The organism is Aquicella siphonis (assembly GCF_902459485.1).
GTDB classification, from domain to species: domain Bacteria; phylum Pseudomonadota; class Gammaproteobacteria; order DSM-16500; family DSM-16500; genus Aquicella; species Aquicella siphonis.
Window position 1 is genome coordinate 78,367 of record NZ_LR699119.1, and the last position, 18,023, is coordinate 96,389.

Annotated in this window: 8 protein-coding genes and 1 pseudogene; 8 read left to right on the plus strand and 1 reads right to left on the minus strand. The window is 43.5% G+C overall.

The genetic code is table 11. The features are described from left to right. The first annotated feature begins 186 nt into the window (after positions 1–186). From AQULUS_RS00360 to AQULUS_RS00380, 6 genes and pseudogenes are all read left to right on the plus strand, one after another. Positions 187–5,238: a hypothetical protein gene (locus tag AQULUS_RS00360; protein WP_172622676.1), complete on the plus strand. Its 5,052-nt coding sequence runs from the start codon at positions 187–189 to the stop codon at positions 5,236–5,238. A gap of 26 nt (positions 5,239–5,264) precedes the next feature. Then, positions 5,265–9,374 (plus strand): helicase-related protein, encoded by a 4,110-nt coding sequence (locus AQULUS_RS00365; RefSeq protein WP_172622677.1) that lies wholly within the window; start codon positions 5,265–5,267, stop codon positions 9,372–9,374. Positions 9,375–9,417: 43 nt separating this feature from the next. Further along, positions 9,418–9,585 (plus strand): GNAT family N-acetyltransferase, encoded by a 168-nt coding sequence (locus tag AQULUS_RS12980; protein ID WP_408608946.1) that lies wholly within the window; start codon positions 9,418–9,420, stop codon positions 9,583–9,585. A gap of 73 nt (positions 9,586–9,658) precedes the next feature. Then, positions 9,659–10,957, plus strand: coding sequence for an APC family permease (locus AQULUS_RS00375; RefSeq protein ID WP_197737263.1), 1,299 nt, complete (start codon positions 9,659–9,661; stop codon positions 10,955–10,957). A 179-nt stretch (positions 10,958–11,136) separates the two neighbouring features. Continuing rightward, a complete protein-coding gene (locus AQULUS_RS13080; protein WP_269472858.1) occupies positions 11,137–11,271 on the plus strand; it encodes a hypothetical protein in 135 nt (44 codons plus the stop codon). Between the two features lie 141 nt (positions 11,272–11,412). Beyond that, positions 11,413–11,742: pseudogene (locus AQULUS_RS00380) on the plus strand (transposase); the annotation flags it as partial. 97 nt (positions 11,743–11,839) lie between these two features. On the opposite strand, the gene AQULUS_RS00385 reads toward AQULUS_RS00380, so the two are convergent. Further along, positions 11,840–15,751, minus strand: coding sequence for a RasGEF domain-containing protein (locus AQULUS_RS00385; protein ID WP_148337541.1), 3,912 nt, complete (start codon positions 15,749–15,751; stop codon positions 11,840–11,842). A 388-nt stretch (positions 15,752–16,139) separates the two neighbouring features. Here AQULUS_RS00385 and AQULUS_RS00390 point away from each other — a divergent pair, with 388 nt between their 5' ends. Together AQULUS_RS00390 and AQULUS_RS00395 are read left to right on the plus strand one after the other, a co-directional pair. Next, the gene (locus AQULUS_RS00390; RefSeq protein ID WP_148337542.1) at positions 16,140–17,552 is read left to right on the plus strand and encodes a bifunctional enoyl-CoA hydratase/phosphate acetyltransferase; all 1,413 of its coding nucleotides are present in this window, start codon (positions 16,140–16,142) and stop codon (positions 17,550–17,552) included. Further along, positions 17,549–18,022 (plus strand): poly(R)-hydroxyalkanoic acid synthase subunit PhaE, encoded by a 474-nt coding sequence (locus tag AQULUS_RS00395; protein WP_148337544.1) that lies wholly within the window; start codon positions 17,549–17,551, stop codon positions 18,020–18,022. The genes AQULUS_RS00390 and AQULUS_RS00395 overlap by 4 nt, the downstream gene beginning before the upstream one ends. Position 18,023 lies beyond the last annotated feature (1 nt).

Consider the following 18,023-nt stretch of genomic DNA (forward strand, 5'->3'; position numbering starts at 1 on the left):
ACGCAGCCTGAAAATCCCGCCGGGGATCAAAGACGGGAGTTTTTGATTAATAATCAAATGATTAGCAATTAATAAGCGTTTGGGTTTATTCTACGCCGCCAACAACAATGTTCCCGCCTCTGGTCGTATATACTAAATGTATAATTGCCAAATTAAATAAGAATAAATGACAAGACGGGGGCGAATGTGACAGATTCTCATCGACAAATCACAGAGCCGCAAACGAAACTGAATCATTTAAAAATTGTTTCCGCGCTCGATCATAATGGCCAGGCAATCAGGAATGACAGTAAGTCAATCACGGAATTTCTGGAAGCAATCTACAATAATCAACCAGACACTGTCATTCAATTGACCCTGGATGTGGATAATGAAAACAAGGCGCAGCTGGATGAGTTGCTTCATTATCTTTACCAGAAAAAATATCCTTGCAGGATTATTGTCAAGGGCGAGGGTTTTGAAGAAAACAATCGTAATCTTGAGCGTCTTTTCTCCCGAAATCAGCAACTGCATCAGGTTGCCAAAGGGGTCAAGCTGGAAACTTCCACTTCTCAAGCCGTCGATCTCAGCCGCGTCAGGCGCGCGAAAGTCAATCTGGCTAACGGCACCAAAGCTGCCACCAAAATGCAGCAACAGCAACAGCAGCAACAGCAGCAACAGCAACAGCAGCAACAACAGCAGCAATTCGCGCGCAAGCGCGCACAAATGCTGGAAGAGTATAAACCCGCCGCGCAGGTTGTTATCTCTGATGGATCGGATAAATCCCCGTTAGGAGAATTGATCACCAGAGAGAATATCGATACAAAACTTGGCGGGCTCGCGGGGCAGTTAAAGATTGAGAGCAGTCAACTGGCGAAAATCTGGTACGACCTGGTCGGCCGTATGGAAGTGCCGTCTGAGCATTTCGAGTGTAAAATCACGCATGTTGAAAAATCCGCCATGGAAGAAATTTTGCGCCATTATCCGGATTTTTCTTATGGATTAATGTTTGATAATCTGCCGCCCGGGTTTTATCTGCAAAAGCAAGAGACGGAAGATCAGCCGGGTCAATTAATACTAAGATATGATGCCGGGTTAATTGCGCAGCATAAACAAAAAATCAACCCATTAACACTGACAGTGGACACCAAAGAAAAAACGCTTCCGTCAGGCAGGGATTTGTTGCTGCATTTTCTTGACAGCAAGGCCGGGAAAGAAGATCTTTTGAAAGCATTGAATGGTGATATTGGTGCGCTAGCTGAAAAAATCCCGCAAGGCAAGGCCACGGCTGAACAGTTTGACCGCCTGATGAATCCGGAGACCCCGGCAGAGACAAAAAAAGAAATTTTGCTGGGCCTGATTGCGGTACTTGGTGAAGGCAAATCCGAATTAAAAAGCCAGCTGACAGAATATCTGAATCAGTATCCTGATCTCACCGCTTCGCATCTGACCGGCATTGGAACTCTACTCGCGCAGGGCGGCCTTGAGAGTGTCGCGATGTTTTTTACCCGCATGGAGGAATTGAAACAAAAGAATCTTTATCAGGAATTCAGGCAAATCTTTCTTGACAAGACCCAGGATTTTACATCATTCACCTCGCCTGAGGGTTTAACCAATCTTGATGCCTTGGTGAAAATGGATGCCGCTGAAAGAAACTGGTGGGTATCTTTGGTGCGTCAGCATCATGCCTCCGGCGCAAGAACGGATTTCAATGATTTATTCGGGGCATACCGCTATTTCATTGATGAAATCAAGAACCTCGCCAATATGGGCACGTTACCGTCAGTTTGTCCATTTGACGGTATTAAAAACATGAAACTGGCCATGGACAGGGCGTTATTTATCTTGAATGGCGCTGTTGACAAGGAAGAACAGATATTGAATCTGGACCGTCTGGATATGAGCCAGGATGGCGCATATTACGCCTGCCGTTATCAGGACTATAAACTGGTCACGTCTGATATGCGTTTGACGCCCGTGCGCCAGCATATTAGTGAAAGCTTCCCCAAAACGCTGGATTTGTTTGGCAGTCCGCCCAGTGATATTGTCGGTGCCATGTTCAGCACACAAAGCAATCCGCCGCATGATAAAAAATTAAAATCACAATTTGAATTAATCTCGCCGGGCGATCCTGAATTCGGTCATTTGTATGATGACGGCAGATTACACGATAAAAAAAATCCTATACAGGCAATCTACAAGGGTGTTTCCAAAGGCCAACCTTATTTTGTCGTCCTACAGCTGCAAGCTGAGAGTAGTGCCAAAGTGGGGAAAATGATGGGCGCCGCTCCCACCATGGTGCAGCTCACCACCTATCCTTATTCTGGAAAGGGAGATTATTTTGTCCCCGGTGCCATGAAGAAACAAGATGTCTTGACAGACACCAGTGTGCTGGATGTCGCGAAAATCCGCTCCGAATTTGCCAAACTCAACAAACAAAACGAACTGGCTTCAGGCTATGAAACGCCAAGGGATGAAAAGTTTCGATTTCTTAAATTGCCGGTAGGTGTGCCCTATGCTGAAGCATTAAAACATTTCTATAGAGTAATCGGTCAGCAAAAATATGCTTATCCGCTGGATGTCTATAAAAATCTGGTTAGACAAATGAATGAAAGGAATTTTTCGGAAAGACCAGAAGATGATGAGTACATCAAGGTCAATCTTCTGCAAGTCATGGTCATGGCGGCCACAGGACCGAGAGCATTGGAAACCATGAATAATCCGGAAGAAGATTTTAAAGCGCTGTTCGAAGTGCTTGAGACTACTCGAACAAACATTCGATCGATCATGGTGAATTTTAATCAGGAAATGAATCAGTGCTCGCTTGATGCCATGCCGACGTTCAGGGATTTGATCAAATTAATGAAGGTCTCGGATATCAATACCTATAAGACGATATTTGGTCTGGTGAAAATATACGGCGATGCCGGTTATGAAATTCTGGATATGCATGCGGACAGGCTTAAACTGGACAGCAACAAGTCAGTCGATATCCATCCTTTGGATCTGGACGGATTCAGCCACATGGCGAAAGAAATCAAGCCAGATCTTGATCGCATTCTGGAATTTGACAAGGATCCCGCGCTAAGAAATGCATTTATCAAAATGCTGGGCGTAGTGGACTTGCGAACGTTTGATTTGAAGGACAAAAATCAATTACTCGATTTAAAGGAGAAGATTGCAGGTTATCCGCAGATCGGGGGAGCGGGAGCATTTGTCGATGCTTCTGAAATCGAGGAAACCAATAAAAATGCCCTGGCCACGCATATTTCAAAGCTTGACAGGAATGTGGCGATGCTGCTGCTGGAGGCGCTGGGTGATATAGATATTGCAGGCTCCGCCAAACTGCCAACTCTGGATCAAATCTTTGAAATTGTCAAAGTTGTGGCTGAAAAAGAAAAAGACATTCAGACACAGGAAGCCGGCAAGCAGAAAGAATTGATTCGTGAACTGGTACAAGAGAAATTACCGCAGACGAAAATCGGCAAGGAACCCGTGGAAGCTTCGTTGGAAAATACCGTCAGTCTGATCAAGGGATACATACAGGAATCCGGGTTTATTCAAAAGCTGACGGATTTTTATGAGGTTTTCAATGAAAACCGCGGTGAAATTGAAAGCGTTCCGCTTATCGGTGCTTCCATCATCAAGATGCTTGATAATCTCAATCTCAATTTGAAACGCTTTTCCGATATAATGTCACAATCCGTGACCAGCGCGGATGTGCTTCTTGATGCCATGCAAAAACTCGATGAATCATTCAAGAGTCTGCTGGGACTGGCTGGAAAACTTGGCAACAAGGAGCAACTGAATGAAGCGGTGGGTGAGTTGATAGGATCGAAAAATGAAAGTGATATCAACAAATTCATCAGCGATCCAACGATCTGGCACCTGATACATGCCAAACTGGTGAATAAATTTGAAAATGAAACTACAATGTCTCTGCGGATGCTAAGACTTAAGGATGACACGCTTGCGCAGCAAATGAAGAGTTATCTGGGCATATTGCCGTTGAAACCTTCTCCGGAAGAACTGGATGGCTATAATAAACGCTTTACCCATGCCAAAAAATTCTGTGATCTGCTGATCAGGGAAAAGCAGCGCAATGAAGAAGGTTTTCGTCAATTAGTCACCTTATATGAAGCAAACCAGAAACTGTTTGCGCCTGAAATGCATAACAGAATATGGGAAATTCTTGGCGCACATGAGAGTATTCCGCTTGCCAGTCTTGTCAGGGATGCATATGAAATTATAAATACAAACAACAATACTGATAAATTTGAACAGGCATTCACAGGGCTTGAGTCTCTTGTCAAAGCCCAGAAAAGCTTGTCTCGCGAACAATTCAGCCAGCTGCTGAAGGTTTCCCTGCAGCATAACCTGACGCAAGATTCACCATTCCCCATAGCCAAATTTATTTCTGTGCAAACATTGGATCGTGCCAATGAAAATATATCCAAGGAACAATGCGCTGAATTATTTAAAAACCTGACAAAATTAATAACAACTCCTTCAGTGACAGGAGAAGTGTTCACAAAGATACTTGATCAGGTTCCGGATAAAATCCGTCAATGTTCAGACAAGATTCCTTCAATAACGACATTCAGTAATCTGTTATTGGTAAAATGCCTTGAAGGAGATGCATCTGCGAATCAGTGTCTGGCAATTCTGAACAAGATACCTGCACAGGAAGATCAGCTTGAAAAATACAAACAGGTCATTGATATCCTTGTCAGTGCGATCAAAGCGGGTGATGTCAGCAAGCTGACGCCAGAGCAAATTGACAGCGTCATGTCCGGGCTGATTTCCCGGATTGACGACAAGCTGTTTATAGAGAAAATTGCTTCTGTCTACCAGTTTTCACCCGCGCCTGATATCGCACGACTAGCTGCGGAGTTGAAAAAATCGGATGAGGAAATTGATAAGTTTATTAGCCGCGCTGACAAAGACCCCAGCGGGAAACGACAAAATAAACAGGTTTTGGAAGATCAGTTTTCACTGTCACGCGTGAAGCCGGTTCTGCAAGAAATCCAGAACATGTTCAAGGGATCTGCGATTTCAGGGCAGCTGCAATTTGAACTGGCGCGAAAACTCGTATATATCAATGACATTGGCTATAAATATCCCATTGAGCCCGTGCCGGGAAAAGGCAGCGCCAAACCGTTGATTGATTTCACCCGCTCCGAATTACAGGAATTGGCAAAGCACCTCAGGGCGGAAGTTAGCGGTCAGGATAAAGTAAACGGGAGCTGGCTCAGTTGAAGCTGCTGGCGGTGATGAGGGAAGTCATGTACCGAGCCGAAAAGGATGCGCCATTTCCCTATTCCACGCAAATCCTGTCGGTGCTCATTTCCCTGCAGTATCCAGACAATCTGATCATGCAAATCAATACAGGCGAGGGCAAGGGAATCACGACAGCGCTGCTCGCAGCCATGCAGCACGCACTGGGGCAGACGGTGGATGTCTGCACGGCAAACAAGGATTTGGCTGAGCGTGATTATGAAGAACACTTGCCATTCTTTCAAATGCTGGGTATTGAGACATCCATGGTAAGAGCGGAATCGGAACCGGGAACTTACAAGGTGGGCGGCATTAACTATTCTACCGTTTCGGAAATGTCATTATACCGGTCTAGAGCAAAGCTTGAAGGAGAACATCTCAGAACAAGAGATGGAAGCAAGGTGCCGGTCAGTCTGATTCTTGACGAATCCGATTATGCGCTGTTGGATGATAAAACATTATTCAATTATGCCACCAGTCCGGAATCAGGGAGTGATCCATTTGAAAATACCTATGCGTGGATATATCCGTTAGTCAATGAATTCATTGACAGTCATGAATTTGCAAATATTGATGACAAGACAGGAAAGGTTTTGACTGATGAGCAGGATGTCATTGCGTTGAAGAATTTTCTCTATGAACATGTTACGTCCAACAAACACAAAATACTGTTAAAGGATATTTCAGACAGAAAGCTGGATAAATGGATTAATGCCGCCTGCAGCGCCAAACAGCTTAAGGAAGGTACGGATTTCACCGTGCAAAAAATCAAGCGCAAAGCAGGCGAAGAAGAGATTGAGCTGGATGCGGCCATCCCCTTGATTGACAATATTCCGCAGCCGGGCTCTTCATACAGCAACGGTGTGCATCAGTTTTTGCATGCACGTCTTCAGGCGGGTAAAAAAACCGCTCGATTTCCCATTGACGCGGAAATGTTGTTCGTGGCGTCGGAGTCAGCAAAAAATTTCGTGGATTATTACAACCGCAAGGATGGACGAATCGTCGGGATATCAGGCACGGTTGGCACACTGGTGGAACTGAAAGAACAAAATGCCAAATTTGGATTGGAAGTCATCAGTATTCCGCCGCATAACACCAATCAGCGTCAATATGAACCGCTGCAAGTCAAAAAGACAAGTGAAGCCCACGTTCAGGCAATTCGCGACGCCGTGAATGACGCTGTAGATGAAAAAGGAGACCGTCCGCCGATATTGATGATATGTGAAAATGCCAGCGAAGCCCGCCAGTTACTGGAAAAATTAAAATTGCAGCTTGAGGGACAAAATATTGAATTCCAGCTGGTCGTTGGTGATGAAACAGAAGCACAACGCGAAGAAATGACTAAAAAGGCAGGCGGAAAAAACGTCATTACCATTTCGACTTCATTAATGGGCAGGGGCACCAATATCAAGCCTCCTAAAGATACCGGCCTTCATGTCATACAGACTTATCTGGATACCAGCCGCACCACACAGCAAATTATAGGCCGCAGTGCGCGTAACGGAATGATTGGAAAATATTCAGCCATTTATGACCGCAATAATATTATCCACCGTTATAATGAAGATCTGTCCAAACTGAGTCCAAATGAACGTGAAGCCAGGGTGAAAGCGATTCAAAAGCGCATGGGTGAAGAAGCGGCAGTTGAACGTTACTATGTACAGGAGATGGACGGCATCAAGAATGTGTTGATGAAACAGTTTGGCAAGTGGAATAAATTGCTCGTGTCATTAGGTATTGATGATCCTGCGCTTGCCAAGTCATTGCTGGCCAAGCGTGAAGAATTAATCACTGAAATAGAAGACCGCTGGAACAAGATCCTGAATGATTCCGACCCAAATAATGAATATGCAAACCCGTATATCAGACGCGGGAGTGACGGGCGCCTGGATCATTCGGAGCTTGATAAATGTCTCAAAAAATTTGAAGCCGAAGTGCAAATCATGTGGCAAGGATACCGCAAGGATTTGCAAGCGAGAATACCACAGCAGCTGCGTGAAGAGCCGTTTAACAAGGCGCGCATTGGATTCCTGGAAAATGTCGATATTGGTAACGAACTCAAGGCCAGAAAGGTGACGCATCACCGGCAAAAACGCGCTGAGCGTAAAGAAAAAAGAATGGCGGTACGCAATCTGGATTATGCGCTGGATACAGATAGGGCATATCTGGAATTTTCACAGCCTACCAATGACAGCGTCTATGGAGATCCTCAAAGGGATTATGCAGTCAAGTCATGCTACCGGCAATTATTATTGGTCTTTAGAGATGTCTTGAATATTACAGGCGATTATTCCTTATTGACAGATGAAGACAAAGCAAAGCTCGTTGAATTTGCAAAAGGAAAGGTTGAAAATCAAACCAGGGAAAAACTGGCGGAAAACGTGGATTTTGCGATCCAGTTATCAATTAAATATGCGAATGCCTCTTTAACTGCGTCAGCGCAATCCCGGCTCTACCCGGTACTGGTCAGTCTTGATTCTGTAACGGAAATTGCGCAAAAAATTCCTGGCGTGACAGTTGGTAATTTGGCTGAATATAAGGAAACAAGAAACCGGTTTCTTGACCAATCCCGAAAAACAGTGGTGCAGGAACTGCTCGCCTCTCTGGCCTGGACACAAAAGAAAAACGCCGAATATCATCTGGAACGCGGCAAGGTTCGCAGTGCCGCTGGTGAAATATATCGGGCGGCGCATAACTATGTGAATGCCAAGAACGATTCAGAAGCGAAATTCAAGGCACTCCAGGAAGTCCTCATGCGGCACAATGGCAAATTGGACAAGACATTCACCTTGTCTATGGGGCATGTGCCTGTAAGCGCAGTCATTGGCACAGCTATTTCGCGTCTGAGCGAAATCCAGAGCAGGCAGAAAATTGAGAAACCGGAGATGAATGCGCCTAATCTCCTGAAAGGCGCGCAAGAGCAAGCCGACTTGAAGAAGCATGTAAAACCTTTGCGGGAAACTGTCTCTCGAATATTAAAATCGCTGCCTGTGTTAAAATCAAAGGACAAGAAAAAAGCCCTGAAAAGTATTCAGAAAGAAATTGATAAAATGATAGAAACAAATCAGACATTGAGCGTGTTTGATGACGTGATCAGATATCTGAATAAACAGTCAAATGAAAGCCTCAAGCCATATGTGGCCAGAATGATTAAACAGACAGAAAAATGCAGGCAAAATTATCTCGCCGAGCATCCGCATGTTTCTCATAAAAATCTATTGAAACAACAGGAAGCCGAACTGCGAGAATTATTGCGAGCGAATGACTGGAAAGGCAAGGACGGCGATATTTCCCTGTCGGCCGGGCATACCGGTTTCAAGGAGTTTTTCGAACTGCGCGTTTATCCGAATGGCTCAGATATGTTTGACGGTTTGGGCTTTACCGACGTTAATCCGGATTCCGGAAATTCGCAAGCGTCAATCCTGAGGGATATGAGGGAAGAGAGAAAGCAGTTAGTCAAAAATAATGATGAATCAAATGAATTGATGATCCAGAAAAAAATATGTGACAGAATAGTTTCATTTCTTGACATTGCCAACAGTGGAAAACCACTTATTCCATTGAAACTGGAGTGGCACATGCATATTCCCGAAGAATTGCGCCAGACGTATGCTAAACTCAGGGAGTTAGAACAACTGAAGAATTTTTTAAAGGATTTCAATAAAGATCCATCCATTGAACGGCTTGATCAACTGAGAAAAGAAAATAAAATTCATGAGAAATTATACAATGTGTTATCCCGGGTAATTGAAAATAAAGCCATAGACAGATTCATTGATAAGGTTGATGTTGTCATGCAGCAGCGTGCTAGTGAAATTAAAGATCAGGCGGAAAAAATCATCAGAAAATGTCCGTCTCAAGACAAGATAAGTGAGAATCAAGAGAAAATTCAAAAACTGGATCAGCAAATATCAGTGCTGGAACGGCAGGAAGAAAAATCACAAAAGAAGCCTCACTTGATGGTCAAGCGGTTTGAGAATATTGCTGAATTGACGGATTTTATGGATAAAGCAAGGGAAAAGTTTCCTCAGACAAAATCTCTTCACGTGGAAAGTGAGTCCATGTTGAAAGTTGACAAATTTGAAGGTCCCTCTTCAATTCGAGGCTCTTTCAATTAACAAAGATTAATAAGGATCTGTAAATATTGGTAGGTTATGCCTTATATTTTTTTCTTATTCTGCATCATCAGGCGCTCCTATTCTTTATCTGGAAGATTTATTTGTTGAAGAAGCGTATAGACATCAAGGCATATGTAAGGCTTTATTATCTAAACTTGCAAACTTATCAATAGAAAATCATTGTTGCAGAATGGAATGGCATGCTTTATAGAAAGCGGATTGATATTGTTGCCCTTACCATGAGCTGACATGATACGATGTCACCAAAGAATAAGGATATTCTAATGAATTCAAAAGTTCATAGCGGTTTGATACGAGCACTTGGACTGGGCGCCTTAATTATCTATGGCGTAGGCGATATCCTGGGTGCAGGAATTTATGCTCTCGTGGGAAAAATTGCAGGTCATGCGGGCCCCTTGACGTGGCTGTCTTTCGCTATTGCAATGGCTATCGTATTTCTTACCGCACTTAGTTACAGCGAGCTCGGCAGCCGTATTCCAAGAAGCGGCGGCGTTTCGGTATATGTTCAAGAAGCTTTTGATCGTAAGTGGTTATCGATTTGTGTAGGTTTACTCCTTTTCAGCGCGACTGTTTTCTCCATGTCAACCTTATCGCAAGCGTTTGCAGGTTATATAAAAGGCATAGGGTTTAATTTACCAAATTGGTTAGACGTCTTTGGGTTTTTTGTCATTCTATTAATAATTAATGTGCGCGGAATTAAACAATCTTCGGTAGCTAATATCATAAGTACTACTATTGAAGTAAGCGGGTTATTCATTGTATTAGGTTGTGGATTTTGGTATTTATTTAAGTCAGAACATCAAGCTATTGCTATGTCATCTGAAGCAATGCCTGGTATGGTAGATATATTTCAAGGAGCTGCCTTAGCGTTTTTTGCTTTCACGGGTTTTGAAGATATTGCCAATGTGGCGGAGGAAGTAAAACAACCAGAGAGAAATATACCGCGCGCTATACTGTCTTCTCTTGGCATCGCTGGTGTTTTATATTTAACAGTAAGCTGGGCAGCTACCGCAATTATTCCTGGGAACGTGCTTAATCAATCAGAGGCACCCTTGTTAGATGTCGTCAGAAAATCTTATCCGGCAATGCCCATTTATATTTTTTCACTCATTGCGATTTTTGCGGTTTTTAATACGACATTATTAAATTATATCACGGCATCACGCTTACTATATGGTATGTCAGAATCGCGTTTATTACCGAAATTTTTGCAAACCGTACATGGTAAATATCATACACCTTATATTGCAATTCTTTTGATATTTCCATTGGTTCTTGGACTAGGTTTAGTAGGCACATTAAAAGAACTGGCAAGTTCAACAAGTGCAATCGTGTTAGTCGTGTTTTCGTTTAGTAATATTGCGTTGATAAAAATCAAGTTGGCAAAGAAAAAAATAGACGCCAAAACATTTCAAATTCCTATGATAATTCCCTGGCTAGCCGTCATATTAAATGTGATTGCGATTAGCTTCCTGCCATTTCGCAGCCTCATTCCAGCGGCAATTTTTATTTGTGTGGGATTAATCATAAGCTGGGTATCAATAAAATTTTTTCCTACCTGAACTAAATGAGCGTCTTGTCGAATATTATAAAAAACCATTTAAAACGTTTTTGTAAAAAATGCTTAAAATCTAGCTCTATTCTTGCCGATTTAATGTTTGCTTAATATTTGAGGTGCATAGTGTCGTATTAATGGATTTTAATGCGATAAACATATGTCACGTCAGCAAGGAGCTAAGTCATGTTAAGGAAGAAATTAATAGTATTAATGGTTGAAAAAACTCATATCGAGTTAAATGATCTTGAAGTAATAGAAGAAATTTTATTGGCGAGTAAAACTAGAGAATATCTTCAGCGCCATCCGCAGGATCTGTAAATAATCTTGTGTAATTAGCCATAGTGTATAATCTGTTCGTTCCATGAGGAGCGGACAATTATAAAGAGAAAAACTATGCCTAAAAATATAGATGAATTGATTAAAGAAATAGTAAGCACCTGTAAGACACAGGAAGATTTTAAGGTAAAGACCGATAAAGGCATTATCAATAAATCGGTTTATCTGGCGTTAGGGGTCAATGTCAGCAGCAATAAGGAGCTGCTCGGAATGTGGATCAGCCAAAATGAAGGCGCCAAATTCTGGCTGAATGTGTTAACTGACCTGAAAAATCGCGGCCTGGATGAAATATTCATTGCTTGCGTTGATGGCCTGACGGGGCTCCCTAAGGCGATTGAAACGGTTTATCCTCATGCGAAAGTGCAGCTATGCATTGTCCATAAAATCCGTCAGTCGCTCTCCTGTGTCAGCTGGAAAGAGCGTAAAATCCTTGCCGCTGACCTCAAGGAAATCCGAACAGTTTTATTTCTTCCTGAGTTTTTAGCTTGATAATGCGCATATTGTCGGCATGAATAGGATATGCAGCTAATGATCAAATTAACTAATGCATCTAATGACGGTTTTTATAACTGCTTTCTGAATCTTTAGAATGATCGGTTGCTAATTTGTCCTGTTTTTTACTTCTGAATAGTGATGTCACCAGTTTTATAGGATTGCGTATGACCTTGCCTTTGTGGGGAACTTTCCGTTTATCCTGTTGATGACCTGCGTCCAGTTTGGATGCCGCCTCGGAAGTTGGCTTGACGGGTGTGACAGGCTTTGGATGTGTAATAGGTGACGGTTGGTGTGTGTCAAATTGACGGTCTTTCACATTCATGCCATACAGTTCAGCGCGCCAATCATTATAAACTTTTCTTGCTTCGGGATCTTTTGATGTATTCATTTTTTCACGTATTGCCTCATCCAATGTTTCCTTGAATTCCTTACAATCTTTTGCAATATCAAACGGGGTTTGTTTCTGAGCATTATTGGATGACAGTAACGGATCAGCGCCTCGTCTTATAAGGTTATTTGCCAAAAGATTCAGTTCATCTGCTAATTCACGATTTCCTGCTTTACTTGCAGCCGCGGCTCGTTCAGCAAGGTGATGAAACAATGTTTTTCCATCGGCATCATAAGAGTCTATTAATTTACACATGGATTCATTATTCATAAAATAAGTATCAATTTCATTAAGATCTTTTGCATCTCCGGATTTCATCATTTCCCAGATGGCTGGCGGTATGACGGTTCCGCCCTTGTTATCCCATGACGGGTCGATTTGCGGCTGTGGTTCGGGTTTGGCAAGAGAAGCCTGTTTTGCCTCTATCTGGCGGGAAATCACATCAAGTCGTTGTTCGACATTTTGTTTGAAATCAGCATTAATGAGTTCAACAATTTTGTCAAACTTGCCAGAGTCAATTGCATTTTGGTTCTCTTTAGTGAGAGGGAATGTGGAAAGTTGACCGCGGCGTTTCAATAGATGTTCATGGATTTGAATCAGTTCGGGGTTTGTAGCATCATTTTGTAGTAATCCTTCACATTTTTGTAATGCAAGGTTAACTTGTACTTGCATATCCTGCCATCGCGCATACTGGCTTTTTGGTTGCGTAGAAACCGGGCTGACGGAATCTGCGCCGGACACGGCTTCTGGCTGTGCTTTCCCTTTTGCGCTCACGCCTGCGCGATGTTGCTTCTCCAGTGCTGCGGCATTGACAGCAATGGCTTGCAGCATGGCTTCGCCATTTTTAACCTGCGTGGCATCAAGGGATGATTTTTTCACTGGGTCAAGGAATTCATTATATAAAAATTGAATATCTTGCCGGGTTAGTTGTCGGGGGCCTGTATCAGCGGTAAATTGGATGTTGGCGGCTGACAGGGTATTTTCAACATTTTTCAAGGCCTTGATAATGCTTTCTGGCGGTTGTTGATTGTATTTCGCCAATGCCTCAAACGGGGTCGGCGGCGGTGCTTTGCGCTGTTGTTGAGGCTTCTTCGTAGAAGTTGGAGTTGCTCCGCTGGGGGATTGGACGCGGGCAGCGCTGCTTTGTTGTACCTGTTCCATTTTTTTTGCCTGCTCCATTTCCAGACTGTTTAATTGGGTGATGCTGTCCCTGTATGCTTCCAGCACGCGTACCAGTTTGATTTCCTCATGTTTAACCGAGCTGACAAGCGAGGTTGCATCTTTATGCCGCTTTTGCAGGATAGGATTATCAGCTTTGTTTTCGAGTAAGCGATTTATGTATTGGTATTTCTCCTCAGTTGTGCTCAGCAAGGTGAGTGTTCCAATCACGCCAAAAATGAATTTCTGACGTTCAATACCAATAGTGGAAGTGTCGTGTTGCAGAGAATTCCGGTATTCAAGCAAGCCAATCCATTTGTCAGTCAGGTCACGGCGGGCTTGTTCCATAGGCGAAACTTTGAGTTCTGCATCAGGTGTGAGTAATTGACCATATACTTCCTTTATAAGTGCAACCACTGTTGTATCCTGGTTTTTCATTTCCCTCACATTGATTTTTGCCTGATGGTGCGTGGTCAGCCAGGAGCTGGTCATCTGTTCATGCAGATAAATCATCATGTCTTCGGTTTTGCCGCAAAGGTGCATATTTAGCATTTTTGCGGTGACTTCTTTTAGTGCCTCATAACGACGGTTTATAATTTTATCGTTTCCGCGAAGATCATCATCCTTGACACCAGGATTTCGATCTTTAATTTCTTTTACGCGTTCAGCCAGTTCTGCCTGGTACTCAAGAAGTTGTGCATAAGCAGGAGCAGCGGCAATAAGCTGTTGTTTTGCCTCTTCGCGCGGGGCTTCAGTATAGCTTTTAGAGGCTTTTAACATCTTTGCTGCAGCATCAGAAAGTTTTCTTGATAAACTCTGCGTCGCTTGTGAAGCCGGATCAGAGGCTTTGCTGTTCAATTTAATTCGCTCTGATTTGGTCACTTTAAATTCAGGATTTTTAATTTCTATGACGATTTCTTCGAATGCCTTTTTGACAGTATCCAGTTCTTTCGGATAACCTTGCGGATATTGATTTATAATATGACCAACACCATTAAGATAATTTTGAATTGCCTCTAGATAGAGATCCTTGTTTTCCTTGTCTATGGATTTCGTTATAGCTGACTCAAGTTCTTTGGTGAGAGCAAGAAGTTCAGCTTTCACATTCAGGATTTTCATGTTTTCAACCAGCTCGGGAAAATTGGCGGGATTTACGGCCGGTATGACTTTGGCTTGGTCTATTGCATTTCCGAATGGCTGATATGCTTGATCATATACCTCTTTTACCAATTTCAAATTTTTCTGCTCTTGAGCATTTCGCTGTTGTTTCAGGGATAAGGCGTGGTCACTCAATTTTCTTTCAGTTGCATCTAGATCAACAACAGGGTGGTCATTCAAAAGACCTTTCAGTATGCTTTCGATTTGTTCTTGCTCATCCTTCTTGTAGTCAGAATGTGAGCTTTCCAGAATCAAAAGCGGTTTTCCCTTTTTAGTTGCCAATGCCTTGTCCACATCTTCCAAGGTCAAGCCGCGCTCACTTAACAAATCCTTTAGGCTTTCGATAATAGCCTGCATTTCCGCATCAGGACCCTCTTTTGTGGATTTGCTTGCGCGCTTCTGTTGAAGGGCGGCCAAGTCTTTTTTGAGAGAGGCAAAATCTCTGTCATTTAGATTTTTCTTGGCTTCCTCTAGCACATCACTATCCGCGGGCTCGCGTATTTGCTTTATTAGTTTGATTTTCTCTTCTGTATTTAAATAGGCGAATAGCATGGCATCACTATGCCCGGCCATGCAGACGCCGATACGCCGCATTAATATGTTAATATTCGGGATTTTATGGCCCTGAAATTTTGTCGTCTCTGCTTCCAGGATTTCATCTGTTGAGATGTCGCCTTTATATAATCCGCGCAGTTTTTCCATTGCTTTTGATGCTTCTGGTGAAAGACCATATAAGCCCTCATCAGTTCTGAACAATTGATAAACGCCATCCATATGTAATCCGGAGTAAATGGCCTGGGCGCCGAAGAAGTTGCCTGATTTAGTCATTTCCTCCGCAATAAAAATATAGCGTTCAATCGTCTGTCTTCTAATTTCAGGATCTTCAATGCTCAGGATCTTCCATTTGATACCTTCAGAAAGATTACTGGAGGCAACAGCGATATGTTTTGCCAGATCTTCAATATCCCCCGGTTTCTTGACATCTTCAATTTTGAGAGTATTGAAAGCTGTTTCAGCAGCATGTGTTAATGTGGTGGCATATACATCAATAATCCTGCCCTGCATTTCCGCGACTTTTTCTCTAAGCTGCGGATTTGACCCCAGCAATTGTTTTGTCTCTGGCCGGCTTAAGGCTTGATCAAACTGACTGATCAAAGCGTTCATATCGCCTTGTCTTTGGTCAGGAGGAGAGGCGAGAAAGGATTCCAGCTGCTGAATGATATCTTGAATGCCAGACGTTGTTTGGGATTGTGTAGAAGTCATTACTTTCCCCTCCTCATTGCTATGTGATAACCATATGATTATTATAAATATTTTTTATTTTACTTTAATCGTATTCATGCTTATCAGTTATAACTATGAATACCTTACACTTCAGTATAGTAAGTAAATGGAGTTTTGCCTTATATCTACATTAACTGCTGATCACATCCTGACATATTTGAATTATCCTGATAATTCAATCATCTTATCTTCGCGGTAGCGGATAAATACTATCAAGCTATTGATAATTATTATATTTATATCTTTTCCCTTGCTGTTTTGGCGGATATTCGAGGGTCAAATGAATAAAGCGGCAGGTTCATTGTGACAGCCTGTAATAAAAAAAGCTAAAATGAAATATCAGACCAATGGAATGAGATGCCATTACATGGAATACCTTGAAAACCGCACCTTCGATGAAATCCAGATAGGCGATACCGACAGCCTGACGCGGACTCTTACTGAAAAAGACATACAGGTTTTCGCCATCATGTCGGGCGACATTAATCCTGCGCATGTCGATATTGAATATGCGCAAAGCGACATGTTTCATAAAATCATCGGTCACGGCATGTGGGGCGGCGCGCTGATTTCCACGGTGCTGGGAACTCAACTGCCCGGTCCCGGAACCATTTATGTGGGTCAAACAATCCGCTTCAAGAGGCCGGTGGGAATCGGCGATACCCTGACAGTGAAGGTCACGGCCACGGAAAAGAATCCGGAAAAAAAACGTGTAACATTTGCGTGTGAAGTGCGCAACCAGGATAATGACATGGTCATGGAAGGCCAGGCCGAAGTGGTCGCGCCCGTCAAAAAAATCCGCCGTTTGAAAGCCGTGCTGCCGCATATCGCATTGCGCCGGCCTTATTCTCTGTTTGATCCTTATCTGACAGAGGCAAAAAAGATTGGTCCCTTGCGCGCGGGTGTCATCCATCCCGTGCATGCCAAGATCATAGAAGCGGTGCATGACGCGCAGCGGTCAGGTTTTATCATTCCGGTCCTGATGGGAAAGAAGGAATTGATCCTGCGCGCGGCGCAGGAGGCTGAAATCGATGTCAGTGATTATGAAATCATTGACGTGGAACACAGTCATCTTGCCGCGGTAAAAGCCATCGCGCTTGCGCGCAGCGGCGAGGTGGGCATGCTGGTGCGCGGCGGCGTTACCAAGGAAGAATTGCTGCATGCCATGCAAAAGCCTGACAAAGGACTGATGACGGAGCGGCACATGAGTTATGTTCTGGTGCTGGATGTTCCGACGTATCCCAAGGCGCTGATCTTAACGGACCCCATGGTGAATGTGGATCCCGGTCTGGAAGTCAAACGCGGCATCACACAAAACGCCATTGATTTCGCCAAGGCGCTGGGAGTGGAACAACCCAAAGTTGCCATATTGGCGGGCATGGATAATGTAAGTCCGGCGATGCGTTCCACGGTGGATGCCGCGGGGCTTTGCAAAATGGCAGAGCGCGGACAAATCAAAGGCGGCATTCTGGATGGGCCGCTGACTTTTGATAACGTGATTTCAGCAGAAGTGGCCCAGTCCAAGGGCATCACTTCGCCAGTGATTGGCGATGCCGATATTCTGGTGGTGCCAAGCGTGGAGACGGGCAATATTCTGGCGGAACAGCTGGAATATCTCGCTGAATCCCGTAACGCGGGATTATTGCTGGGAAGCCGTGTTCCCGTTTTAATGAGCCGCATTAACGATGTTTATTCCAGCACTGTTGCATGCGCGCTGGCCATTTTAAGCGTGGATCATCATAAGAAGGAAGCGGTCAAATTGTCTAAGGAGTTGTCATGAACAAAGGAAAAAAGGAAACAAAATTTAATTTTGACACAAACTGGTACGATCTATGGATGAAACAGAGCAAGGATTTTTTTGACAGCGCGGATAAAAATCTGCGCGGAATGTTTGAGCAGGGTTCAAGACCCAATCCTGAAGATCATATGCAGCAAATCAATCAATGGCTGGAAGCATTGAAGAGCCAATGGCAGTACGCAAACCTGAATGAACAACAAAAAGCCTATGAGAATTACTGGAAAATGATGTCAAAAATGTGTTCTGACGCATCGGACATGATGGTGCAGCAATGGATACAGCGAAACAAACAGGATAATCCGGTGAATAGCGTGCGCGACCTTTATGAGTTGTGGCTGAATTGCTGCAATGAAGTGTATAACAAAGGCATGCATTCCAAATCCTTCCAGGATGCTTATGGCGACATGATGAATGCAACCATTCACTTTTGGAAATCCGTGTTGCAGAAATGAC

Coding starts and splice junctions, on each gene's coding strand:
- AQULUS_RS00395 (WP_148337544.1), top strand. CDS start 17,549: ATGAACAAAGGAAAAAAGGAAACAAAATTTAATTTTGACACAAACTGG.
- AQULUS_RS00385 (WP_148337541.1), bottom strand. CDS start 15,751: ATGACTTCTACACAATCCCAAACAACGTCTGGCATTCAAGATATCATT.
- AQULUS_RS00375 (WP_197737263.1), top strand. CDS start 9,659: ATGAATTCAAAAGTTCATAGCGGTTTGATACGAGCACTTGGACTGGGC.
- AQULUS_RS13080 (WP_269472858.1), top strand. CDS start 11,137: ATGTTAAGGAAGAAATTAATAGTATTAATGGTTGAAAAAACTCATATC.
- AQULUS_RS00390 (WP_148337542.1), top strand. CDS start 16,140: ATGGAATACCTTGAAAACCGCACCTTCGATGAAATCCAGATAGGCGAT.
- AQULUS_RS00365 (WP_172622677.1), top strand. CDS start 5,265: ATGTACCGAGCCGAAAAGGATGCGCCATTTCCCTATTCCACGCAAATC.